We start from the raw sequence: 23,574 nt of genomic DNA, 5'->3' as shown, positions 1-23,574 counted from the left end.
AGGGACCAGACGCGCGGAGAGGGGGGAACATGTCGCCACTCGTCGTGCACGGCCTGTGGTCCCGTGGCCGCGGGATCGTGCTGTGGGGTGAGCACGGCGACCGCCCGGCGACGACGTCGATGCGGCCGTCGAGCGCGGCCCGGCCGCATCCGTTCGCCGCCTCGGTCGCGGATCTGACCGCCCTGCATCCCGGCAAGCCCGCGACGGCCGTGCTGCTGTTGCCGTCGCGGCGCGGCGGCCCGATCGCCTCGCCCGAACTGGGTGCCCGCGGCCGTCCGCAGCCGGAACCGACGCTGGAACCCTGGTCGGTGCCGGCCCTGCTGATCGACCCCTCGGAGCTGGAGGATCTGGCCGAGACGGTCAGCTACGGCACGTCGGTCCGCCATCTCCGCGCCGTCGTCCGGCTGGCGGACGACCTGGTCCGCCGCGGCCGGGTGCTGCCGACGCTCGTGCGGAACGAGATCGTGGCGCGGGCGCGCTGGCGGCCGGTGGCCCGGGGCGGTGACGCGGTCGCGGTCCGCGCGCTGATCGCGGCCACTCCTCCGGTGGGCCGGGCCGAGCATCCCGGCCCGGATCCGGCGGCGCTCGTCACCGACGCGCTGCACACCCTGGTCGACGCGGCGGTCCGCGACCGGCTCGCGGCCGCCGGACATGCGACGGAAAGCGATGGGCGCGAAGGCCCGTTCGGGTCATGGCTCCACGCGCTCAAGAGTGCCGACGACCGGGTCGGCCAGTCGCCGGGGCGGATGGGGATCGTCGCCGAGGGCATCGCCGCCTGGGACGCGATCGGCGACACGGACCTCACCGAGGGCACCGTCTGCGTCCGGCTCGACGAGGTTCCGACGCTGCACGGCCCGGCCGACGATCCGGACGACCAGACCGGCGACGGGACCAAGTGGCAGCTGCGTTTCCTGCTGCGCTCCGCGGCCGACCCCAGTCTCCTGCTCCCCGCTGAGGACGTCTGGTCCGGCAAGGCGGGCGCGAAGTTCACCGACCCCGAAGGTCTCTTCACCGCCGAGCTGGAGCGCGCCGCCGGGGTACTGCCGCTGCTCAGGCCCGCGGTCGAGGCCGAGAAGCCGGGCGTCTACGACCTCACCGTCGCTGAAACCGTGGAGTTCCTCGACGGCGGCGCGGAACAGCTGGTCGCCGCCGGGTTCGACGTCCAGCTCCCGGCGAGCTGGGGCGGCAGGCGGAAGCTCGCGCTCAAGCTGTCCGTCCGCGGCGCGTCCGTCGACCAGGCCGCCGTGCACCGGCTCGGGCGGCACCAGCTCGCCTCCTACCGCTGGGCGCTCGCCGTCGGGGAGGACGCGCTGACCGACGAGGAACTCGCCGGGCTCGCCGCCGCGAAGTCGTCGTTGGTGCGGCTGCGCGGCCGGTGGGTGAGCGTGGACCCCGAACTGCTGCGCGCGGGCCTCGAGTACCTCCGCCGCGATCCGGACCGCGAGAAGCCGCCGCTGCCCACCCCGGCGGACCTCCTCGCCCTGCTGCACGGCGGTTTCGAAGCGCCGCTCCCGGTCACCGAAGTCACCACCGACGGCTGGATCGACGATTTCCTGGCCGGCCGGGTCCAGCGCACCATCGAACCGGTCGAGCCGCCGCCGACCTTCGTGGCGACGCTGCGGCCCTATCAGAGCCGCGGTGTCGCCTGGCTTTCGTTCATGACGTCGATCGGGCTCGGGGCCTGCCTCGCCGACGACATGGGGCTGGGCAAGACCGTCCAGCTGCTCGCCCTCGAAGCGATCGAGAGAGCGCAGGACGGCAAGCGGCCGACACTGCTGGTCTGTCCGATGTCGCTGCTCGGGACGTGGCAACGGGAAGCCGCCAAATTCGCCCCGGAGTTGCGTGTCCACCTCCATCACGGCGCCGACCGCGGCCGCGTGCGCACCGAGGGCGTGGATCTCGTCGTCACCACCTACTCGACCGCCGCCCGCGACGCCGACGAACTCGCGGCCATCCGCTGGCACCGGCTCGTGCTCGACGAGGCGCAGGCGGTCAAGAACCAGAACACCGGACCCGCGCAGGCCTTGCGCCGGATCCCCGCCGGGCACCGGGTCGCCCTGACCGGGACGCCGGTGGAGAACCGGCTCGCCGACCTGTGGTCGCTTTCGGATCTGCTCAACCCCGGCGTCCTCGGTGGCAGGCAAGAGTTCCGGGAGCGGTTCGAGGTGCCGATCGAACGCCGGGGCGACCTCGCCGCCGCCACCGAGCTGCGCCGCCTGACCCGGCCGTTCCTGTTGCGGCGCCTCAAAACCGACCCCACCGTACTCGCGGACCTGCCCGAGAAGATCGAGATCCTGCAGGAATACCGCCTCACCCGCGAACAGGTGACGCTGTACCGCGCGACCGTGGACGAGATGATGACGAAGATCGCCGACAGCGCCGGCGTCAAACGGCGCGGCAACATCCTCGCCGCGATCACCAAGCTCAAACAGATCTGCAACCATCCCGCGCATCTGCTGCACGACGGCTCGCCGATCGGGCACCGCTCCGGCAAGGTGAACCGGCTCGAAGAACTCCTGGCGGAGATCCTGGATTCGGGCGACCGCGCGCTGTGCTTCACCCAGTTCGCCGAGTTCGGCCACCTGCTCGTGCCGCATCTGTCGCACCGGCTGAACGTGAAGATCGCCTTCCTGCACGGCGGGTTGTCCCAGCGGCGCCGCGATTCGATCGTCGAGCACTTCCAGTCGGGCGAGGGACCGTCGATCCTGCTCGCGTCGTTGAAGACCGGGGGAGCGGGGCTGACCCTCACCGCCGCCACCCACGTCCTGCATCTCGACCGATGGTGGAATCCGGCGGTCGAGGAACAGGCCACCGACCGTGCCTTCCGCATCGGCCAGCGGCGCAGCGTCCAGGTGCGGAAATTCGTCTGCCCCGGAACCATCGAGGAACGGATCGACGACGTCATCACCAAGAAGGAGGCGCTGGCCGACCTCGTCGTCACCGACGGGGAGGACTGGCTCACCGAACTGTCCACCGATTCGCTGCGCGAGGTCTTCACGCTCGGCCGGGAGGCGGCCGATGACTGACGGATTCCGCCGGGCGCTCGACGAGCTGGGCGTCCACAAAGGACTGGTGCCGCCCTGCACGGTCGACACGCTCACGCTGGCGCCGGGGGCCGCCGTCGCCAGGGTCCGGGTGACCCGGCAACGGTTCTACGAGGTCCGTATCGGCCTTCCGGCGTTCGGCAAACAGGTGTGGACGGCGGTCGTCGCCGCCGTCGTCGCGGACGAGCCCACGAGGACCGCCCTGCTCGACGGACGGGTACCGGACGGCATCGACCGCTTCTTCGCCGCCGAGCAGGTGCCGCTGTTCCCCGAGGCGGCGTGGGAACTGTCGCTGGACTGCACGTGTCCCGGCACCCGCGTCCCGTGCGATCACCTCGTCGCGGGCCTGATCGCCCTCGAGGCGGACGCGGACCCGTTCTCGATCTTCACGCTCCGCGGGCGGGACCGCGCGACGCTGCTCGAAGAGATCGGACGGCAGGCGGGCGCGCGCGTGACGGGCCCGGCCGCGGAAGACGGGACACCCGGGCTCGACGAGGTGATGGACGACTTCTTCGGCTGGGGCCCGGCCGGGGACGTCACGAACCGGCGACGCCCGCCGGCCGGGGATCCGCTGGGACTGCTCGACGAGGTCCCGCCGCTCAAGGCCACGGTGGACGGAACCTCGGTGACCGCCCTGCTGCGGCCGCTCTACCGGGCGATCACCGGTCAGGAGAAGTAGGCGTCGACGATCCTGTCGTCCACTTCGGACAGAGTGGCGGGTGACCACTTCGGCGCGCGGTCCTTGTCGATGATCTGCGCCCGGATGCCTTCGGCGAACTCGGCGGACGAGAGGGCGTGGGCGGAGATCCGGTATTCCTGCGCCAGCACGGTTTCCAGATCGGGCATCGCCGCCGCCGACCGGAGTGCCCGCAGGGTCACCTTCAGCGCGGTCGGCGACTTCGCCTCGATCTCCTTGGCGGCGGTGGCCGCCGCGTCACCCGCGGCGTGGAGCCGGGCCAGGATCTCTTCGACGGTGTCCGCCGCGTAGCAGTGGTCGATCCAGGCGGCGTCCCCGGCCAGCGCGCTCGGCGGCGCCGGTTCGGCGATCAGCGCCAGCGCGTCGTCCGTGGGCCGCGACGTGAGCGCGTCGAGCAGGTCCGGGATCCGTTCGCTGGACACGAAGTGGTCGGCGAGTCCACAGTGGATCGCGTCGGACCCGGAGATCGCCCCGGCGGTGAGCGCGATATGCGTCCCGAGTTCGCCGGGGGTCCGCGACAACAGATACGTGCCGCCGACGTCCGGGACGAAACCGATACCGGTCTCGGGCATGCCGACACGCGAGCGCTCGGTGACGATCCGGTGGCTGCCGTGCGCGGAGACGCCGACACCGCCGCCCATCACCAAGCCGTCCATGAGGGCGAGATACGGCTTGGGGTAGCGCGAGATCAGGAGATTGAGGCGGTATTCGTCGGCCCAGAACGGCAACGACGCGGTGCCACCGGCGCGCGCGTCCTCGTAGATGGCGCGGATGTCGCCGCCGGCGCAGAGCCCGCGATCGCCCGCGCCGTCGATCAGCACGGCACGGACGCCCGGGTCGGCGCGCCACGTTTCGAGGTGGTCGAGCATGGCGAGGACCATGCCGTGGTTCAGCGAGTTCAGCGCACGCGGCCGGTTCAGCGTGATCCGGCCGATTCCGCTCTCGACGAGGAACTGGACGTCATTCACCAAGCCACCCTAAAAGTAGGAAGTCCTACTATGTCGTGGTTGTGGTGTACGCCTCAGCCGAATTCGACGGCGCGAGCGGCGGGTCGGGGAAGTACCTGGTCAGCATGACCGTCTCCCACGCGATGGTGAAGTAGAGGATGCCGGTGGCCGCCCAGCCGGTGAGTGGTTCTCCCGGCCAGAGCAGCACGGAGGCCAGGGCGGTCAGCGACGCGGCGACGAGCGCGGGGAAGAGCACGGTGAGCCCGACGAAGGTGAGACGGCGTCCGCGCCCGCTCCGGATGCCGACGGCGGTGACGCCCCACAACGAGACGAGAACGCTCAGCGCGCTCAACCCGCCGACGTAGGCGGCACGGTCCCAGGGATCGAACTCCCACGGCAGTGCGGTTCTTCGCAGGAGCAGGCCCACGCCGAGCAGGTAGAGCAACGCGCCCACCGCGAACGCGACCACCCGGCGGAACGGGGTCGCTCCGCCCTTGTCCGGCAGGTAGTGCCAGCAGAAGTACCCGCCCGCGAAGCCGATCCCGATCGCCAGGAAAAGGTGGCCCGGCGGGCTGAACCACTCGTTCGTGCCGACCGACACCGCGCCCCACGCGAGCAACGCGGCGACGACACTCCACAAGGGAGCAAGGAAGCCGATCAGCAGAGGCGGCACGACCATGGGCTTGGTCACCGCGAACAGCGTCCGTCCCAGTTTGGCGCCCTTGCTCCTTCCCGCGGGCTGGATCGCCCGCCAGGTGACCAGGCCGAGGCGCAGGCCCGCTCTTCGGAGATGGGGGCGTTTGAAGAGCACGCGCACCGTTTCGGCGCCCACCTTGCCGAGAACCTGGGCTTTGTCGGAGAGTCGGGCGACGGAGGTCCCGGTCGCTTCCTTGAGCTGCGTGCCAGTCGGCGGGATGTCGCCGTTGTGCCGCAATTCGGCGAGGCCGGTGAGCAGCGGGATCTCCTGTTGCAGGATGTTCCAGTGCAGCCAGGTGGTGAGCAGGATCGGGAGCCGGTGCCGGACGTTCGCCGGGGTCACGCCGAGTGCTTCCCAAGGTCCGATGAGCCCCGCCAGTTCGGGACGTGCGTCGAGGTCGTCCGAAGTCTTGCCGAAGACGTGGACGTAATGCTCGGCGTAGAGATCCCGGAGCCACTCGACGAGTTCGGTGTCCTTCCTCGCCTGGAGACGCTCGCTCCTGGCGACGACGTCGACCAGTGAACAGGCCGCGTCGAGGCGGCCCCAGGTCCAGTCGTTGAGCCGCCAGCGCGAGGACAGGAAACTGGCGAAGTTCATCAACTGGTTCCCGCTGAGCTTGCGCTCGACCCGCTGGATGTCGTCGGCCGGTGGCTCGGCCAGCAGGATCGGTTCCAGGGGACTCTTGGCGACCGCGGACATGGCGTGCACGCGGATCCGGCTCGGCTCGGAGAGCGGATCGGGGCGGAGGGGGCCGATCAGGAGTTCGGCCACGGCGAAGACGTCGAGCGTCGACTTCAGGTCGATACGTGCCGCCTCGTAGAGCGCGGTGAACCCCGGCGCCTTCGCGCGTTTACCCAGTGCGGAGACGAGTTCCCTGGCCAGTTTCCCGACCCGGCGCCAGATCGGGGTGAGGAACGGCTCCGGGAAGTCCGGCGCGACGGGGAGCAGATCCGCGTGGACGGCGTGTTCGGCGACGTCGGCGATGGCGCAGCACCAGTTCTCTCCGGACCGGAGTCCGCCCGAGGTCTCGATGAAGCAGGCGAGACGACGGCAGGCCGCCATGACCCAGGGAAGGACCTCGAAATCCGGTGAGCCACCGCGGAGGAGCAACCGATCGCGGCAGGCAAGGAGGACTTCGCAGGCGAAGCGGGTCTCGTAGAGCTTGTCGCGGATCGAACTGAGCGCCGCCTTCTGCTTCTCGTTCAGGGTTTGCCCGGCTTCGATGGCCTGGACCCAGTCCAGGACCAGTGCGACGGCGCGGGCGGGCGCCAGCAGGGACCGGAACCACGAGACGGTGAGCTTCTTCGCTCCGGGCACACAGACGAGATCGGGAACGGCGGGGCCCCGCAGGAGTTCGAGGATCGGAGCGGCGGCCTGGCCGGAGGTGAACGTGCGGCTGTCGGGGATCGGCAGCGGATCGGGACCGGTCAACGAGATCGGGTCGTCGACCAGTCTCGCCAGCCGGTCGGCCTCCACGGAGGCAACGGCCTCGGCATAGCGCGGCATCAGTTTCCTGCGTGCCTTCGCGCCGGGGAGGTTTCGCAGGCCGGGGTCCCCGGGAAGGCCGCCGGCGGTACCGTGCAGCCGTTGCGCGGACGTCCAGGCGTCGCTGAGCTCGGCCGCGTCGTCCAACAGGGACTCGCTGTTCATCTTGGTGCGGACCAAGGCTTTCACCACCCGCGCCAGCCGGGCGAGCGAGCCCTGTTCCTTGCTGTTGGCGGGGAGTTTGGCCGGCGTCGGCGGCACCGGCTGCAGATAGAGCAGCCAGCGGTCGACGGGTGCCTGCGCGGGCGCGCCGGCGACCGCGCGGATCGCCCAGGAGAGCGGGATGTTGTCGAGGACGCCGCCGTCCATCAACTGCGCCTGGGTGCCGCCCACGTCCGGGACACCGGTCTCGCTGCACGTGCCGACGGCGTCGAGCCACGGCTTGTCGTCGACGATCTCGGGACCGGTCACCGTCAGCCTCGCCGGTTCGAATGCCCCGGGGAACGACGACGTGGTCCGCGCGGCGTAGGCGAGCCGGTCGAGATGCGCCGTCGAACCGGCGGGGAAATCGCTGAAGATCGGGTGGGCGACCCCGCATTCGGTCCGGTAATGGCGAAAGGCGAGGTGAGCCTGAGACCAGCTCGCGAGCAGGGCCTGTCCGACGGAAGGGCGCAGGTATTCATTGCGCGGGAACAGCCTCGTGGCGGTGAGGATGAGCCGGACGAGACGAGGGGAGGCATCGGTGCGCAAGGGATTGCACGACGAGGTGTCGAGCAATTGTTTCACCTGTTCCGCGAGCTTCGCGTAGAAGCCGCCGTCGCCGTCGAGCAGAGAAGGCGGGATTCCGTGCCCGGGGTGCCGGGTGAGCAACTCGAGATCGCCCAATCTGAGCCAGATGTCCCGGATTCCGTCGTCGAAACGCATTCCGTAGACGAGATGACTGGCGAGCAGCGCGCCGTTGAGCCCGCCCGCGCTGGTCCCGGCGATGACATCGACATCGACATGCTCGTATCCGGCGACGGTGAGGATCTTCCGGTAAATGGCGCGCTGCGTGATATCGCGTGCCGTCACCGCTTCCGGCGAATCCTGGGAACCGTCGGCGGATCGGAGCGCGGTGATTTCGCGGCACGCGCCGCCCATCCATACGGCGAGGCTGACACCACCACGCATGCAGAGCGCGAGGCGGAGATCGTGCGGACGTGCGGAAGAATTCATGATGGTCATCGCTGCCTCCCTGCGAAGAGGTCGGCGATTCCGGAACAGGGGTTACCGGAATGCGTAAACGATGAGTGGTCGTGACGCATTCGAAGCTGATCTGCTTTGCGATCGCTAATATCTGCGAGCGAACGAAGGGCCCGGTCTGGTAGTCATCGGTCATGAGCGATGAGCCCACCGCGGCGGAATTGGCCGACGAACTCCTCGACGTCCTCGCGACCGAACTTCCTTTGATGGCGACGTTCGACAACGTCCCCGGGCACGACCACGAATTGCGGGACGTTTCGAAGGCGGGGGACGACCGGCTGCGGGAGCGGGCCGTCCGGATCGCCGGGCTCGCCGCCCGGTCCACCGATCCGGACCGGATCACCCTCGGGGTCATCGCCCATCACGCGGAATCGCTCCTGACCAGGCTGGATTCGCGGTTGACGGAATTCGTCCTCGCCGATCCGATGGTGGCCGAGGGGGTCGGGGTGCTGGCTTGGCTTCCGCAGTTGCAGCCGTCAGGGGAGCAGGCCGAGGAGGACTATCTGGCCAGGCTGGCGGCGTTCCCGGAGTTCTTCGCGGCACTGGCCGAACGCCATCGTGCCGGGATCGCGGCCGGCCGGACCCCGGTGGAACGCGCGGTGCGCAACGCCGTCGACCACCTCGACCGGACCCTGGCCGCCGAACGCCACCCGTTGCTCGTCCCGCCGCTGACCGGCGACCGCGTCGTGCGCCGGGAGCGGCTGTTCGCCGAGCGGGTGCGGCCGGCGCTCGTCGCCTACCGCGAGATGCTCGCCCGGGAGATCGCCGGACACGGCCGCCCCGACGACCGGCCGGGTCTCTGCTGGCTGGACGGTGGCAAGGAGAGTTACGCCGGCCTGGTCAAGACACACACCACCACCCGGATCTCACCGGAGGAACTGCACGAGACCGGTCTCGCACTCGGCCGGGCACTGGACGAGGAGTACCGGCGGCTCGGCGCGGCCGTGTTCGGTGAGGACGACCCCGTCGCGGTCCGGCGGCGGATGCGCACCGATCCGTCGCTGCGCTGGCGGGACGCGGACGAGATGATCACGACCGCGACGGAAGCGGTCGCGCGGGCCGCGGCCGCCGCACCCGGCTGGTTCCGGCGGATACCGTCGGCGGAATGCGTCGTGCGTGCCGTGCCGGAAGCCGACGGGCCCTCCGCCGCGCAGGCGTACTACATGCCGCCGTCGGCGGACGGCAGCCGTCCCGGCGTCTACTCCACCAACACCTACCGGGTGACCGAGCGGTTCCGATTCATCGCCGAGTCGGTCGCCTTCCACGAAGCCGTTCCAGGGCACCATTTCCAGGCAGGGGTGTCCTACGAGCTGGAGGACGTGCCGCGGCTGCGCAGGCTAGTCCCGCTCTCGGCGTTCGACGAGGGCTGGGCGCTCTACACCGAACGGCTCGCCGACGAGATGGGGCTGTACTCCGACGACGTGATGCGGCTGGGCATGGTCGCCGAGGATTCCTTGCGCGCCGCGCGGCTCGTCGTCGACACCGGACTGCACGCGCTGGGCTGGGGCAGGCAGCGATGCGTGGATTACCTCGCCGAACATTGCGTACTCAGCGATGTCGAGGTGCAATCGGAGACCGACCGCTACATCGAATGGCCCGGTCAGGCGCTGTCGTACATGACGGGCAGGCTGGAGATCCAGCGGTTGCGTGCCTTCGCCGAGGAACAGCTGGGGGAGGCGTTCGACATCCGCGACTTCCACGACGTCGTCCTGAGGAACGGGCAGGTGCCGCTGCCCGTGCTCGGCGACATCGTGCGGGAATGGGTGACGGACACGCGGCGCCGGGAGTGACCCCGGCGCCGCGTGCCCGGGCTCAGTCGCGCTTCGCGAGCGTCGCGACCTCGGCGTCGGACAACGGCCGGTCGTAGAGCCGGACGTCGTCCACCGCGCCACGCAGGAAGTCGACCTGCTGACCGCCGTACTGGCCGCGGCCGATCACCGTGTGCCCGGTGCTCGGGGCGGCCGAGCAGGCGTTCTGCGAGGCGACCTTCGTGCCGTCGACGTACAGCGACAACGTGCCCGCCTTGGCGTCGCGAACGCCGGTCAGGTGGTACCAGCGGCCGACTTCCGGCTTCTCCGGCGACAGGGCGCGGAGGCCGACGAAGCTCATCGCCCACCGCTGGTCCTGCCCGGAGTACTGCAGGAAGAACGCGCTGTCGCGGCCGGTGTCCTGGCTGACGACGGTCTGGAACGCGCCGCTCGTCTCATCCAGCTTCGCCCACGCCGAAACCGAATAGCTGCCCGCCGTATTGACGAGGTTCGCCCCGGTGTCGGCCTGCCCGTTGCCCGCGAAGGCCAGCGCGCCGCCTTCGACGCCGCCCGCCCACTGCGCGTTGGTCAGCGTGGCGTGCGCGGTGCCGACGGAGTCCTTGGCGCTGGATCCGGTGCCCTCGTTGAACTTGTAGGCGTGCACGCCGTCGATCCCCGGAGTGCCGGGGCCGGGATCGGGAGCGCCCGAGCCGCTGCCGTCGGCGTTACGGATGATCGCCTGGTTGACCGCGCGCACCTGCGCGAAGTCCATCTTCTTCACCTGCCTGTCGTAGGTGAAGAAGCCGTTGACCTCGTGCTCGACGTCGGTGATCTGCGTGTAGATCGAGCCGCTGATACCGCAACTCTGTGCGGACGCGAGTACGTCACGCTGGTTCTGGACGTAGCGGCTGTTCAGGGTCGCCTGGTCCTTCACCATTTCGTACGCGTGGCCTTCGCCGAACCACATGTGGTCCTGGACTTCGAGACCGTAGCCGCCGTGCTCGCCGTCGATCGAGATCCGCTTGGCGTCGGGCATCGGCTTGGCGGGGCCGGGGTAGGAGTGCCAGTCGAGGACGTCGCCCTTGCCCGAGTCACCGAGCGAATCGCAGCAGTTGACCCCGCTGTGCGCGTTGACCAGCCGGGTCGGGTCCTGGGCCTTGACGCTCTCGGCGACCTGTCCGGTCTCCTCGCGCGACCACTCCGCCCAACCCTCGTTGAACGGCACATAGCCGACGATCGAGGTCCAGTTCTTCTTCTGGTCGACCAATTCCTTCAGCTCGGCCTTGAACTGCCGCTGGGCGTCGACCGGCGGGCGGCCGCCGGTGCGCATCGACGGCATGTCCTGCCAGACGAGCAGGCCGAGTTCGTCGGCGTGGTGGTACCAGCGGTCGGGTTCGGTCTTGATGTGTTTGCGGACCGTGTTGAAGCCGAGGACCTTGTGCTGCTCGAGATCGAAGCGCAGCGCCTGGTCGGTCGGCGCGGTGTAGATGCCGTCCGGCCAGTAACCCTGGTCCAAAGTGGACTGAAGGAAGAGGATCTTGCCGTTGAGGGTGAACCGGAGTTTGCCGTCGGCGCCCTTCGCGGTGCCGAATTCACGCATGCCGAAGTAGGACGACACCTTGTCCACGGTGCGGCGGCCGTCCTTCAGCTCGACGTCGAGGTCGTAGAGGAACGGCGAGTCCGGCGACCAGAGTTTCGCCTGGGGCACCGGCAGCGAGATCGTGCCGGCCGCGGCCGCCTTGCTGCGGCTGACCACCTTCCGGCCGTCGCGGACCACGGCCTCGACGGTCAGCCCGGAGTTCCCGCCGGTGTCGACGGTGAGCTTGAGCGTGGAGGATTTGAGATCGGGAACCATGCCGAGCGTGCCGACGTGCTTGGCCGCGACCGGTTCCATCCACACCGTCTGCCAGATACCCGACGCGCCTTCGTAGAAGATCCCGCGGTCGGGGACCCGGCGCTGTTTGCCGACGGGCTGCCAGGTGGCGTCGGTGCGATCCTCGACGCCGACGATGATCTCCTGCTCTCCCTGGGGTTTCAGCGCCGAGGTGACGTCCGCGGAGAACGCGCCGTAGCCACCCTGGTGCGCGGCGACCTCCTTGCCGTTGACGTAGACCTTCGCCTTGTAGTCGACCGCGCCGAAGTTGATCCGGAGGGTGTTGTCCTTGCCGACGTTCCAGTTCCGGGGCACGGTGAACGTGCGCCGATACCACATGAAGTCCTCGTGCCGCTGGATCCCGGACAGCGCCGATTCGGTGGGGTAGGGGACCAGGATCTTCTCGGCGAGCTTCTCGCCGAAGGGCGGCACCTCACCGGGTGCGGCGCCGGCGAACTCCCAGACCCCGTTGAGGTTCTGCCAGTTCTCGCGCACCAGTTGCGGCCGCGGATACTCGGGCAACGCGTTGGTGGGCGAAACCTGGTTCGTCCACGGGGTGGTCAGGCGTGGCTTGCCCATCTTCCAGCCGCTCTCCGCGGCCGTCGCGGCCCCCGGCGCCGACGCCAGGGCGGTGAGGGCGACCACCGCGGCGGTCAGGGATTTCCGGAAGCGTCTCCGGGGGCGTTGTGGTGACAACGTTGGCAACATCTGCTCGACACCCTTCTCCGGGGGCGGCCGCCTCGGCGGAGGTACGCCTCCCGCTGGACCTGTGCAGGCGTGAAACCACGACCCCGTGGCCGGTGGGAACCGGTGTGAGCCGGGCCACGGCTGGCCGTCAGGATGTTTTTACATCGTTGATACAACGTTGTAAAGCGTCGAAGGCGTCGAATCGGTCGTGGGCGGAAGAGCTGTCCGGTGTGTCAGGAGCGGCGGGATTCCCGCAGCCACGCGTCGAGTTCGCGGTAGTCGTCGCCGGTCAGGCCCCGTTGGGGATCGACGCGGTACAGCAGCGCCGGCGCGGTGTGCAGGCCGGACACCCAGGCGCGATCGACGTCGGAAATCTCGTCGTCGATCCAGGCGAACGGGCGACCCTGGGCGTGCTCCAGGAGCGGGCGGGTCTTCCAGTGCAGGCCGATACGGGTGTCGAACTCGTCGCTGTCGGAGGGCTCCGGCCAGTCCACGACCGGCAGGCGGGGCAGGCCGAGCCTGGGCGAGAGCGAGTCGTTGGCGTCGTGCAGCCAGGTCGTGGCCCAGACGAGTTCGCCGGGAAGGGCTCGCAGCCTCGACCCGTGCGAAGGGTCGAGCCGGACGAGGAGCGGGTTCTCGTCGTTTCGTGGCGACGGTGCGAACGACCGGTAGTGGGACGGCCCGAGGCCGAACGGGATGAGCGGGCCATCGACGTCGAGGTAGATCAGGGGGAGTGTCTTGGGGGCGGCCGTCACGAAGACGCACGTTAGCGGTCTTCGCAGTCCACCCACTCGAAATACCCGGTCCCCGAAACCGCCCGGCTCCTGAACGCGCCCTCGAACGAGTACGCGCCCACGTAACCGCGTCCGTGCCCATAGCGCAGCGGCGTCTCCACGGTCCCGTCGAGCATGGCGACCTGTTCGTCGCCATCCCGCACGGTCCAGCGGAATGCTCGCGGAACACGCATCGCGCGCCCCTGCGGGTCGATCTCGGGCTCCTCGCGGGGCGTCACCTCGACCGAGACGTCCTGGAACACCGTCGCCGCTTCGTCCAGAGAGCGCAGGTGCGCCAGCCGGCACGCGGTCGCGCCCGCCGCGCGGACGTCGGTGAGTAGCAGCTGGGTGCGCTCGTCGAGGTTGATCACGTGGTAGGTGAAGAAATCGACCGGCAGCTTCCACCGCGGCGACACCGGCCTGCGGAAGAGTGCTTGCGGTGTAACGCATCGCGCGTATTCGACGGTGCAGAGACCATCGACTTCGACACGCTCGGCGCCGTCGGTGACGGTCCCGCGATAGGTCGCGAGCAGGCTGAGGTGGTCGTAGATCGGCGTCCGTACGAAGTACGAGACCTGCGGCGTCGTGGTGATCGTGAGATCCGCGCCGAAGCCGCCGTAATCCGCGCGCAGGCGGTATTCCGGATGGTCCGCTTCGATGACCAGATCCTCGCCCCAGGCCAGACGTGACCCGTCGGCGGCGAACCGGCAGTCCGTCCGGGTGTCGTAGGCGCGGTAATGATGGTGTCCCGGCGCGGCGGTCGAGGACAGGACCGTGGCGGTGCGGCGGGCGTCCGGCCGGGCGAGGTAGTCGTTGTCGAAGCACACCGTGCCGGTGGCGCCGATGAAGGTCATGGTGTTGAGGTAGCGCAACGGCGCTGGCAGCCGCGGCACGAAGACGCCGTAGTGCGTCCACGCCCAGGTCCGTGAATCCACGTGCGGGCGCAGGAGTTCGGGGCGGCTGAACGGGCGCCGTGATCCCTCGATGCGGTGATCCAGCCGGGGCAGGATCCGGTCGACCAGAACGGGGGCGGCTTTCCGCAGCAGCCCGGCGGTGCGGTGCTCCATGCGTTGACACGCTAACTGACTGATAAGTAACTTACTAGAGAGTCAGATCGAACGGAGGCGACGATGCCGGCCGAGGAGCGTTCGTGGTGGGGCTGGGGCACCACCGACGGCGAACTGTCCAAGGAAGAGTCCGACGCGCTGGTCGCCCGCACCTCGGGTGTGCTGCCCGGCCACGACTTCACCGACCACGCGCCACCGGACCCCGCGGATCTCGACCTCCCGGCGCCGAGGATCCGGCCGCCCTCGACGCTCGCAGCGTTGTGCGGTGACGGAGCGGTCGACCGGCTGTCCCACGCGCGCGGCAAGGCGTTCCGCGACGTCGTCCGCAATCTGCTCGGACGGCTCGACCACGTGCCGGATCTGGTCGCCCGCCCGTGCACGGAACAGGACGTCGTCGACCTCCTGGACTGGTGCACGGCCTCCGGGATCCCGCTGATTCCTTACGGTGGCGGCAGTTCCGTGGTCGGCGGGGTCGAACCGCGGTTCGACGGCCCCGCGATCTCGATGGATCTGGCCGGTCTCGGCGAGGTGCTCGAAGTGGACACGGTCAGCCGCGCGGCGCGGATCCAGGCCGGGATCTTCGGGCCCGCGCTGGAAGACCGGCTTCGCCGCTGGGGCTGACCCTGCGGCATTTCCCGCAGTCGTTCGCCCATTCGACGCTCGGCGGCTGGCTCGCCACGCGCGCGGGCGGGCATTTCGCCACCCTCGCCACGCATATCGACGATCTCACCGAATCGCTGCGCGTCGTCACACCCGCCGGGATCAGCGAATCGCGGCGCCTGCCCGGCTCGGGCGCCGGCCCCTCGCCGGACCGGATGTTCCTCGGCTCCGAGGGGACGCTCGGCGTGATCACCGAAGCCTGGATGCGGCTGCAGGACCGGCCGGTCTGGCAGGTGACCGCGTCCGTCGCCTTCGAGCGGCAGGAAGACGCCGTCGCCGCCACTCGCGCGATCGCGCAGTCCGGGCTGTACCCGTCGAACTGCCGCCTGCTCGACCCGGCGGAGGCGTTCATCAACGCGGGCGCGAGTGTGGGCGGCGGCCTCCTGCTGGTCGCGTTCGAATCCGCCGATCACCCGGTCGACACCTGGCTCGACCGCGCGCTCGAACTGACCGCGGGCCACGGCGGTGTCGTGAAAGCCAGGCGCGGCAAGGATTCCGCCGGTCAGGACAGCGCGTCGGCGTGGCGGTCGTCGTTCTTGCGGATGCCCTATCAACGCGACGCGCTGGCCCGCCGCTCGCTGATCGTCGAGACCTTCGAAACCGCGTGCACGTGGGACGGCTTCCCGGAGTTCCACGACGCGATCACCTCGGCGGCCCGCGCCGCGATCGACGAGGTGTGCGGCGGCGCGGGCGTCATCACCTGCCGTTTCAGCCACGTGTACCCCGACGGACCCGCGCCCTATTACGGGATCTACGCCGCCGGGCGCTGGGGGAGCACGGTCGCCCAGTGGGACGAGATCAAGACCGCCGTCTCCGAGGCGATCGCGGGCCACGGCGGCACGATCACCCATCACCACGCCGTCGGCCGCGATCACCGGCCCTGGTACGACCGGCAGCGTCCCGGCCCCTTCGCCGCCGCGATCACCGCCGCCAAGACGGCGCTCGACCCGGCGGGAATCCTCAATCCCGGGGTGCTGATCGGCTGACCGGAGCTCGGACGAACGACGTCAGCAGCGCGGTGAACCGCATGGCCGCCAAGGACAACGTCCGCCCCGCCATGGTCTGCACCTGGGCTTCGCGTTTCCGGAACACGGCGTTGTCGAGCAGCACGTAGGCGACTCCTTCGGTGGCCGCGTCCCGCTCGATGTCACCCAGCCCGCCGACCAGGGCGATCCCGCCGCCGCAGCGGACGAACTCGTACTTCGGGCTCAGTTCGTTGCACTCCAGCACCGGATGCGCCGTGAGATTCTCGATCCGCGCGGCGATGTCGAACAGGTCGCGCAGGCTCTGTCCGGGCGCCGGCAGCGCGAGCGGGTATTCGCACAGTTCGGCGAGCCCCACGGCGTCGCGGCTGGTCAGCGGATGATCGAGCGGGACGATCGCGTACACCGGGACCACGACGGCGCTCTCGACGCGCACGCCGTGCTGAGGCCCGGTCGCGAACGTGACGGCGACGTCCGCCGCGCCTTCGAGGACGCGGCGCGTCGCCTCGTCCCTGGTCACGACGTCGATGTGGAACGAGACGTCGTGGTCGCGCCGGAACGCGGCGATGGCCTGCGGCACCACGCGGCGGGCGAACCCCTCGGAGCAGGCGACCGTCAGGGACCGGGCGTGCAGCCCGCGGCCGCTGCGGAGTTCGTCGACGAGAACGGCGGATTCGGCCTCGCTGCGCCGGACGTGGTCCAGCAGCCGGGTCCCGGCCTCGGTCGGCACCATGCCCCGCGGATGCCGGACGAACAACGGCACCCCGATGCCGGCTTCGAGTTTGGCGATCTGACGGCTGATGGCCGAGGGGGCCACGGTCAGTTCGGTCGCCGCCTCGGACACCGAACCGGTGCGGGCGACTTCGAGGAAGTACGTCAGCGCGATCGGCAGTAGTCGCATCAGAGGCTCCGCAGGTTTGCCGCAATGAGAACGCGGAGCACGGTAAACGGCAATGGTCAGGGTACGCAAACCGACTTACGCTCCACTGCGACACTCGACGAGCGAATCGGGAGACAACGCGGTGATCCCAGCGGAACTGGTCACGAAGGCCCACGAGCACGTCGACTCCGGCGCGTTCTTCGCCGAGCTCGCCGAGCTCGTCCGATATCCCACGGTGAGCGACCATCCGAGCGGTCGCGTTGCCATCAAGGCATACCTGGACGAGGTGCTCACCCCGGCGCTGACCGCGCTCGGCTGCTCCGTGGAGACGTACCCGAACCCCGACCCGGCCGGCGGCCCGTTCCTGATCGGCACCCGTATCGAACGCCCGGAGCTGCCGACCCTCCTGTGCTACGGCCACGCCGACGTCGTCGACGGGCACGAGGGCCGGTGGAGCGAGGGCCGGGACCCGTGGACGCTGACCGCCGACGGCGAGCGCTGGTACGGCCGCGGTTCGGCGGACAACAAGGGACAGCATCTGGTCAACCTGACCGCGCTCAGGCTCCTCCTCGCCGAAACGGGCTCGCTCGGTTTCAACCTGAAGTTCATGTTCGAGACCGGGGAGGAGATCGGCTCGCCCGGACTCGACGAGTTCGTCGAGGCGAACCGGGAGGCGCTCAGCGCCGACGTCCTCATCGCGTCCGACGGTCCGCGCCTGGACGCGGCGACGCCGACGCTGTTCCTCGGCGCGCGGGGCAGCGTCCGGATCGCGCTCGACGTCGATCTCCGGCCCGACGCCTACCATTCGGGGAACTGGGGCGGTGTTCTGCGTAATCCGGCCACCACCCTCGCCGGGGCGATCGCCTCTCTCGTCGACGGGCACGGCCGCGTCCAGGTGCCGGAACTCCTGCCGCCCGAGCTCCCCGACAGCGTCCGTGCCGCGCTCGCCGACCTCGAGATCGGGAACAAGCCGGGCGATCCGGCGTTGGACGACGGCTGGGGCGACACCGGCCTGACCGCGGCCGAGCGGCTGTACGGCTGGAACACGCTCGAAGTCCTTTCGCTCGGCGCGGCCGACATCGACCGCCCGGTCAACGCCATCCCCGGCCGCGCCCGGGCGATGCTGCAACTGCGCTACGTCGCGGGGACCGACGTCGACGGCGTGGGCGAGGCGATCACGAAACATCTTGCCGCGAAAGGGTTTTCGATGGTCGACGTCACTGCGGAGGGCAGCTTCGTCGCCAGCCGCACCCCTGTCGACGACCCGTGGGTCGGCTGGGCGAAGAGCGTGCTCGACGAGGTTTCCGGGCAGCGGACGGCGATTCTGCCGAGCTTCGGCGGGGGATTGCCGAACCATGTGTTCACCGACCTGCTCGGCCTCCCGACGTTGTGGCTGCCGCACTCCTACCCGGGTTGCCTGCAGCACGCGCCCGACGAACACCTGCTCGCGCCGATCGCCCGGGAGGGGCTCGTCCTCGCCACAGCGCTGTTCCACGCGCTCGGACGGCGCGGGGAGGAGGCATGACGGCCGACCAGACGGTGGCCAAGCCTCGTACGCCGTCATCGACGCGGCGTGCGATCGCCGCGGCGACCATCGGCAACGCGCTCGAATGGTTCGACCTCGGCGTGTACGCGCTGATGGCGGCCTACATCGGCAAGACCTTCTTCCCTGGCGGGAACGCCGCCGTCCAGCTCGTGCAGGCGTACGCCGTCTTCGGCATCACGTTCCTCGTGCGTCCGCTCGGCGGTCTGGTGCTCGGCGCCTACGCCGACCGGTTCGGCCGCAAGAAGGCGCTGGTATTGACCATCTGGCTGATGGTCATCGGGACGTTCTTGCTCGCGGTGATGCCGGGGTACGCGACAATCGGTTTCCTCGCGCCGGTCGGCGTGATCGTCGCGCGGCTGATCCAGGGATTCGCCGCAGGTGGGGAATTCGGGGCGGCCACGTCGTTCCTGATCGAACAGGACGATCGCCGCAAGGGCTTCCTCGGCAGCTTCCAGTTCGCCAGCCAGGGTTTCGCGACGCTGATGTCCGCCGGGTTCGCCGCCGGGCTGACCGCTTCGCTCAGCGCCGACGCGATGACGTCGTGGGGCTGGCGGATCCCGTTCGTGTTCGGGCTGCTCGTCGGCCCGGTCGGCTACTACATCCGGCGTCACGTCGACGAACCCGAAGCCGCCCAAGAGAAACAGCCGACGTCGACGCCGATCCGGACGCTGTTCCGCTTCCAGTGGGGCGGCCTGCTGATCGCCGGGGGAGCGCTGGTCGTCTCGACCTCGCTGAACTTCATCCTGCAGTCGCTGCCGACGTTCGCGATCAAGAACCTCGGTCTGGACGACTCGCTGTCGTTCGTCGCCCTGATGATCACCGCGGCCATCCTGACCTTCGTGACGCCGATCGTCGGACTGCTCACCGACCGGCACGGCCGCATCAGGATCATGATCGGGGCCGCGGTGGTGATCGGGGCCGGCGTGGTGCCGCTCTACTTGTGGGTCACCACCTCTCCGTCGTTCCTGACCCTCACGGTGACGATGACGATCCTGGGACTGTTGAAGGCCACCTACTTCGGCGCGCTTCCTTCGGTGATGGCCGACGTCTTCCCGGCCCACACCAGGGCGACGGGGCTTTCGTTCGCCTACAACGCCACGGTCGGGATCTTCGGCGGATTCACGCCGACCATCGCGACCGCGATGATCGCGGCCACCGGATCGCCGGTTTCGCCCGGCTATTACCTTTTGGCGACCGCTTCGCTCAGTATCGTCGCGCTGGTCGCGGCGAATCGGCGGCGCGGGATCCGGTGAATGGCGGTCGGTTCTGTACGGGGATCGCCTTCTGGGTGTAACCGGGTGCCGTGCCCAGGCATGCCGAGGGGCCCGTCGCCATGTGGTCGGCGGGCTCCCTCGGGTTCAGCGGTGGTTGCGGCGGGGTGTTTGGAGCGGGTCGAGGTATTGCGGTGGGATGAATTCGGGTCGGCCGTTGGTGATCTGGACTTTCCAGCCGGATTGGCCGTGGATGACCATGTGGTGGTAGCGGCAGAGTAGGCAGAGGTTGTTCAGGTCGGTGTCGCCGAGTTGTCCCCACGGGAGTATGTGGTGGGCTTCGCAGTGTTTGGGTCTTCGTCGGCAGCCGGGGAACGCGCATCCGTGGTCGCGCAGGTTCAAGGCCCGGCGTTGAGCGGGAGTGACGCTGCGGGCGGCGCGTCCGATGTCGAGGGGTTCGCTCTCGCTGCCGAGAAGCGCGGGGATGATTTTGGCGTCGCAGGCCAGCATCCGGGCGTGCCGGGCGGTGATCTGCGCGACCCCGTCGACGCAGGCCGCGCCGAGCCCGGAGGTCAGGGTTTCGAGCGGGATGGTGACGACGACGGTGGTGCGGTCTCCGGAGAGGGTGGGGGCTTTGTCGTTGGTCATCGCGTAGTGGATGGCGTCGAAGAGTGCGTCGCCGTTGCGTTCGCCTGGGGTGCGGGGGTCGCGGTTGCCGTTCTCGTCGACGGGTCTTCGTTGTCCCCAGGTTTCGAACAGGGCGTTGGCGCGGGCCCCGAATTCCGGGTCGAGGAGGCCGTTGAGCCGCCACCATCCATCGTCACGCTTCCGTAAATGCACCTCGCGCGACGGGGGTTTCAAATCTTCGTCCTTGGGTTCGTTCCCGTCAGGGTCGAGATGGGCCAAGAGGTCGGCGCCGACGTTGGTGATCTCCTGCGGTCCGGCGTGCCGGGCCAGGGTGACCAGGATCTGTTCGGCGCCGGTGCGGTCGTCGGCTGAGACCTCGGCCGGGATTTTCTTCAGCACCGCGAGGATCGGATCGAGGTGCTGATGTCCGAGGTCGCCTTCCGCGGCGGCGGCGCCGGCGATGGGGGCGAACGCCGGGGCGGGAGTGCCGTCGAGGTTGCGGCTCTCGTTCACAGCCAGAGCGCGGGTCACGGTGTCACGGGCCTCGTTCGGGCTGATCCGCGCGGTCTCGGCGAACCAACCGGCGGTCGAACCGTGCCCGAACAACTCCATCGGACCGCGGGATTCGATCTCGACCAGGAACTGCCCGACCTCCGCCAACGCCTGCCGCGCCACCGACAACCGCTCCACCACGCCATGCGCGAGCTCCCGTGCACCGGCACGCCACAACTCCTGCGGCGGTTCGAGGATACGTTGTCCGGACACCCCACGAGAATACCGCACATCGAACACATGTGCGAATATGAAATAGATTCTCGAAAATCGTTGTAATTTGTGAGAGATAATTGGCGCGGTCATTGCCGCTAGGGCGCTCAACCATCGAGACGCCCGTCGCCCCTGCGAGCGCTTCAGTGCAGCTCGCGGGCCGCGCCGCAAGATGTGGCCCCAGCGGCCATCGACGACGTTCACCTGGTCACCTGGCACCTGTTGCCACAATTAGAAGTCTCTCGCGGATATTGTCGAGGTCGGTGCCGCTGACACCGCCGGCGAGGAGATATCGCTCGACGTCAAAGCCCTCGAGAGTGCTCAGGATGGCCGCTCGGGTCGTGGTGCCGCGGTCGGTGAGGACGGACTGGATGATCGGTCCTTGGTCCTCGACGCCCATCATGGCGAAGAGGGGCTTCACGGCCTCGGTGGAGAGGTCGTAGTCCGTTGCGATGGCCTCCGGTCGGACGTCGGCCAGCGCCAGCAGCAGGAGGGCGATCAGGCCGGTACGGTCTCGGCCCGCGCCACAATGGAACAGGACACCGCCGGGGCCGCACCGCGCGAGCGCGGTGATGACGGCCGCGCACCGGCTGGCTTTCCGTTCGAGGAAGAGGCGGTAGTAGAGCGGGCTGCCGTTGAGTCGTTCCTTGTTGATGTGCTGCCAGAACTCGGTGTCCTCGATGTCGTCGAGGGGTACTTCGATGCGGTCGAAGCCGTTCGGTGTGGTCACACCTGCGGCGGCGAACTGCGCGGAGCCCGCCAGCGCTGTCGGGGACTTTGTCGTCGCCGGCCGGATCTCGTCGGCGTTGCGCAGATCGACGATGGTCCGGACACCGGATTGTCGTGCCTGTGACCAGCCTTTGTCGGTTACAAAACGAAGATCGGCCGCCCTGAAGAAGGCGCCGTAACGAGTCGCATGGCCCGACCTGGTCGGCAAGCCGCCGAGATCCCTGGTGTTGTAGAAGCCTTCCCAGGTCACTGCTCTGCTCGTGTTCATGGCTTGAGAGTGGATCACAATTCCCGCAACAGATACCGCTGAAGCTTCCCGCTCGCATTACGCGGCAATTCCTCGATGAACCGCACGCGCCGCGGATACTTGTACGGCGCCGCGGTCGCCTTAGCATGGTCTTGCAGGGCCCGGACCAGATCGACACCCGGCTCGATACCGGGCCGCGGGACGACGAACGCCGTGACGACCGAACCGCGATCCGGATCCGGTGTGCCGATCACGGCGCATTCGTCCACGTCCGGATGGGTCAGCAGGACCTCTTCGACCTCCGGGGCGGCGATGTTGTAGCCCGACGAGATGATCATGTCGTCGCTGCGCGCGACGAACCGGAAGTAACCCTCGGCGTCGCGCACGTAGGTGTCGCCGGTGAAGTTCCAGCCGTCGCGGACGTAGTCCCGCTGGCGCGGGTCTTCGAGGTAGCGGCAGCCGGTGGGGCCGCGCACCGCCAGGAATCCGGGCGTGCCGTCCGGTACGGGCGAACCGTCGATGTCGAGAACGGCCGCCTGGTAGCCGGGTACGACCTTGCCGGTTGCACCGGGACGCGCGTCGTCGTCGGCGGCGGAGATGAACACGTGCAGCATTTCCGTGCTGCCGAGCCCGTCGATGAGCGGCCGCCCGACGATCTCCCGGTACTGCTCGGCCACGGGAGCGGGAAGGGATTCGCCCGCGGAGACGGCTCGCCGCACTCCGGTCAGCAGCCGGCCGTCGCCGGCGTTCAGGATCGCGCGGTACGCGGTCGGAGCGGTGAAGAGGACCGTGACCCTCTTCTCGGCGACGATGGCGGCGAGTTCCGCCGGAGTGGCGCGTTCGACGAGTAACGTCGCCGCCCCGGCGCGCAAGGGAAAGACCAGCAGGCCGCCGAGACCGAAGGTGAACGCCAACGGTGGTGTGCCACAGAAGAGATCGTCGGACGTCGGGCGTACGACGTGCCGCGAGAACGTGTCGGCGATCGCGAGCAGATCGCGATGGAAATGCATCGTCGCCTTCGGGGAGCCCGTCGTGCCGGAGGTGAAGGCCAGCAGGGCGACGTCGTCGGCCGCGGTCGGGACGTCGGCGAACGTCGCCGGATGCGGTTCCGCGCGGGCGGCGAGTTCCGTTCCGTACGCCACGACGGGCAGGTCGGGCGGGAGTTCGTCCAAGAGGCGTTCGTCGCAGACGGCGAGCGCGGGCTTCGCGCGGGCGACGATCTTGTCGAGTTCGGTCCGCCGCAGCATCGGCATGGTCGTGACGGCCACCGCGCCCGCCTTGAGCACGGCGAGCCACACCGTCGCGAGCCACGGCGTGTTGGTACCCCGCAGCAGTACGCGATCCCCGGGGACCACACCGAATTCGGAGACCAGGACGTGGGCGACACGGTTGGCGCGGGCCAGGACTTCGCCGTACGTCCACGTTTCAGCGGGGGAGAGCAGACAGGGCCGGCCCGGGCCGAGCCGCGCGACGGTGTCGTCGAGCAGTGCGGTCGCGGCGTTCAGCCGGTCGGGATAACGGAGTTCCGGCAGGGCGAAGACGAACTCCGGCCACTGATCGGCGGGAGGCAGCCGGTCGCGGCAGAACGGGTCGACATGCGCGCTGGGAGAAAGCCTCATCGTCGCCGCTCCTCGGTCCGGCCGTGCCCCCTCCCGCGAAGGTAGCA

At 69.3% G+C, this 23,574-nt stretch carries 14 protein-coding genes and 1 pseudogene; 6 read left to right on the top strand and 9 right to left on the bottom strand.

Annotation, left to right across the window (positions count from 1 at the left end; genetic code table 11):
- The first annotated feature begins 29 nt into the window (after window positions 1-29).
- On the top strand, window positions 30-3,026 hold the full coding sequence (locus DMC64_RS35685) for a DEAD/DEAH box helicase (RefSeq protein ID WP_125737083.1): 2,997 nt from the start codon (window positions 30-32) through the stop codon (window positions 3,024-3,026).
- A complete protein-coding gene (locus DMC64_RS35680; protein ID WP_125737082.1) occupies window positions 3,019-3,723 on the top strand; it encodes a hypothetical protein in 705 nt (234 codons plus the stop codon). The genes DMC64_RS35685 and DMC64_RS35680 overlap by 8 nt, the downstream gene beginning before the upstream one ends.
- Here the strand turns inward: DMC64_RS35680 and DMC64_RS35675 are convergent.
- Together DMC64_RS35675 and DMC64_RS35670 are read right to left on the bottom strand one after the other, a co-directional pair.
- Window positions 3,711-4,709: an enoyl-CoA hydratase/isomerase family protein gene (locus DMC64_RS35675; protein WP_125737081.1), complete on the bottom strand. Its 999-nt coding sequence runs from the start codon at window positions 4,707-4,709 to the stop codon at window positions 3,711-3,713. The genes DMC64_RS35680 and DMC64_RS35675 overlap by 13 nt on opposite strands.
- Window positions 4,710-4,737: 28 nt before the next feature.
- Window positions 4,738-8,094, bottom strand: coding sequence for a DUF3376 domain-containing protein (locus DMC64_RS35670; RefSeq protein ID WP_125737080.1), 3,357 nt, complete (start codon window positions 8,092-8,094; stop codon window positions 4,738-4,740).
- A gap of 152 nt (window positions 8,095-8,246) precedes the next feature.
- On the opposite strand from DMC64_RS35670, the gene DMC64_RS35665 reads away from it, so the two are divergent.
- Entirely contained in the window at window positions 8,247-9,902 is a 1,656-nt protein-coding gene (locus DMC64_RS35665; RefSeq protein WP_125737079.1) for a DUF885 family protein, read from the top strand.
- A 22-nt stretch (window positions 9,903-9,924) separates the two neighbouring features.
- On the opposite strand, the gene DMC64_RS35660 is transcribed toward DMC64_RS35665, so the two are convergent.
- The 3 genes from DMC64_RS35660 to DMC64_RS35650 all read right to left on the bottom strand — a co-directional run bounded on the left by DMC64_RS35660 (window position 9,925) and on the right by DMC64_RS35650 (window position 14,260).
- On the bottom strand, window positions 9,925-12,378 hold the full coding sequence (locus tag DMC64_RS35660) for a LamG-like jellyroll fold domain-containing protein (RefSeq protein ID WP_125737179.1): 2,454 nt from the start codon (window positions 12,376-12,378) through the stop codon (window positions 9,925-9,927).
- Window positions 12,379-12,653: 275 nt separating this feature from the next.
- Complete coding sequence (locus DMC64_RS35655; protein ID WP_125737078.1) at window positions 12,654-13,175, bottom strand: HAD domain-containing protein; 522 nt, start codon at window positions 13,173-13,175, stop codon at window positions 12,654-12,656.
- A gap of 11 nt (window positions 13,176-13,186) precedes the next feature.
- Window positions 13,187-14,260: a DUF6670 family protein gene (locus tag DMC64_RS35650; RefSeq protein ID WP_125737077.1), complete on the bottom strand. Its 1,074-nt coding sequence runs from the start codon at window positions 14,258-14,260 to the stop codon at window positions 13,187-13,189.
- A 63-nt stretch (window positions 14,261-14,323) separates the two neighbouring features.
- Here DMC64_RS35650 and DMC64_RS35645 point away from each other — a divergent pair.
- Window positions 14,324-15,906 (top strand): annotated as a pseudogene (locus DMC64_RS35645) (FAD-binding oxidoreductase).
- On the opposite strand, the gene DMC64_RS35640 reads toward DMC64_RS35645, so the two are convergent.
- Window positions 15,881-16,804 carry a LysR family transcriptional regulator gene (locus DMC64_RS35640; RefSeq protein WP_125737076.1) on the bottom strand — a complete coding sequence of 308 codons (924 nt, stop codon included), beginning with the start codon at window positions 16,802-16,804 and terminating at the stop codon, window positions 15,881-15,883. The pseudogene DMC64_RS35645 and the gene DMC64_RS35640 sit on opposite strands and share 26 nt — an antisense overlap.
- A 121-nt stretch (window positions 16,805-16,925) precedes the next feature.
- Between DMC64_RS35640 and DMC64_RS35635 the strand changes: the two genes are divergently transcribed.
- A complete protein-coding gene (locus tag DMC64_RS35635; protein ID WP_199755198.1) occupies window positions 16,926-18,308 on the top strand; it encodes a M20 family metallopeptidase in 1,383 nt (460 codons plus the stop codon).
- Window positions 18,305-19,582 (top strand): MFS transporter, encoded by a 1,278-nt coding sequence (locus tag DMC64_RS35630; RefSeq protein ID WP_125737075.1) that lies wholly within the window; start codon window positions 18,305-18,307, stop codon window positions 19,580-19,582. The genes DMC64_RS35635 and DMC64_RS35630 overlap by 4 nt, the downstream gene beginning before the upstream one ends.
- A 105-nt stretch (window positions 19,583-19,687) precedes the next feature.
- On the opposite strand, the gene DMC64_RS35625 is transcribed toward DMC64_RS35630, so the two are convergent.
- The 3 genes from DMC64_RS35625 to DMC64_RS35615 form a co-directional block, all read right to left on the bottom strand.
- Window positions 19,688-20,932: an HNH endonuclease signature motif containing protein gene (locus DMC64_RS35625; protein WP_125737177.1), complete on the bottom strand. Its 1,245-nt coding sequence runs from the start codon at window positions 20,930-20,932 to the stop codon at window positions 19,688-19,690.
- A gap of 208 nt (window positions 20,933-21,140) precedes the next feature.
- Window positions 21,141-21,911, bottom strand: a complete 771-nt coding sequence (locus DMC64_RS35620) for a tyrosine-protein phosphatase (protein WP_199755197.1) — start codon at window positions 21,909-21,911, stop codon at window positions 21,141-21,143.
- Window positions 21,912-21,943: 32 nt separating this feature from the next.
- Window positions 21,944-23,527, bottom strand: a complete 1,584-nt coding sequence (locus DMC64_RS35615) for an AMP-binding protein (RefSeq protein ID WP_125737073.1) — start codon at window positions 23,525-23,527, stop codon at window positions 21,944-21,946.
- Window positions 23,528-23,574 lie beyond the last annotated feature (47 nt).

This window comes from Amycolatopsis sp. WAC 04197 (assembly GCF_003947475.1).
Classification (GTDB): domain Bacteria; phylum Actinomycetota; class Actinomycetes; order Mycobacteriales; family Pseudonocardiaceae; genus Amycolatopsis; species Amycolatopsis japonica.
This window is presented reverse-complemented; position numbering and strand designations above follow the sequence as displayed.

What these genes read in the sequence shown, in the direction of transcription:
- DMC64_RS35640 (WP_125737076.1), bottom strand. Translation starts at nt 16,804, where the DNA reads ATGCGACTACTGCCGATCGCGCTGACGTACTTCCTCGAAGTCGCCCGC.
- DMC64_RS35650 (WP_125737077.1), bottom strand. Translation starts at nt 14,260, where the DNA reads ATGGAGCACCGCACCGCCGGGCTGCTGCGGAAAGCCGCCCCCGTTCTG.
- DMC64_RS35615 (WP_125737073.1), bottom strand. Translation starts at nt 23,527, where the DNA reads ATGAGGCTTTCTCCCAGCGCGCATGTCGACCCGTTCTGCCGCGACCGG.
- DMC64_RS35680 (WP_125737082.1), top strand. Translation starts at nt 3,019, where the DNA reads ATGACTGACGGATTCCGCCGGGCGCTCGACGAGCTGGGCGTCCACAAA.
- DMC64_RS35665 (WP_125737079.1), top strand. Translation starts at nt 8,247, where the DNA reads ATGAGCGATGAGCCCACCGCGGCGGAATTGGCCGACGAACTCCTCGAC.
- DMC64_RS35685 (WP_125737083.1), top strand. Translation starts at nt 30, where the DNA reads ATGTCGCCACTCGTCGTGCACGGCCTGTGGTCCCGTGGCCGCGGGATC.
- DMC64_RS35670 (WP_125737080.1), bottom strand. Translation starts at nt 8,094, where the DNA reads ATGACCATCATGAATTCTTCCGCACGTCCGCACGATCTCCGCCTCGCG.
- DMC64_RS35630 (WP_125737075.1), top strand. Translation starts at nt 18,305, where the DNA reads ATGACGGCCGACCAGACGGTGGCCAAGCCTCGTACGCCGTCATCGACG.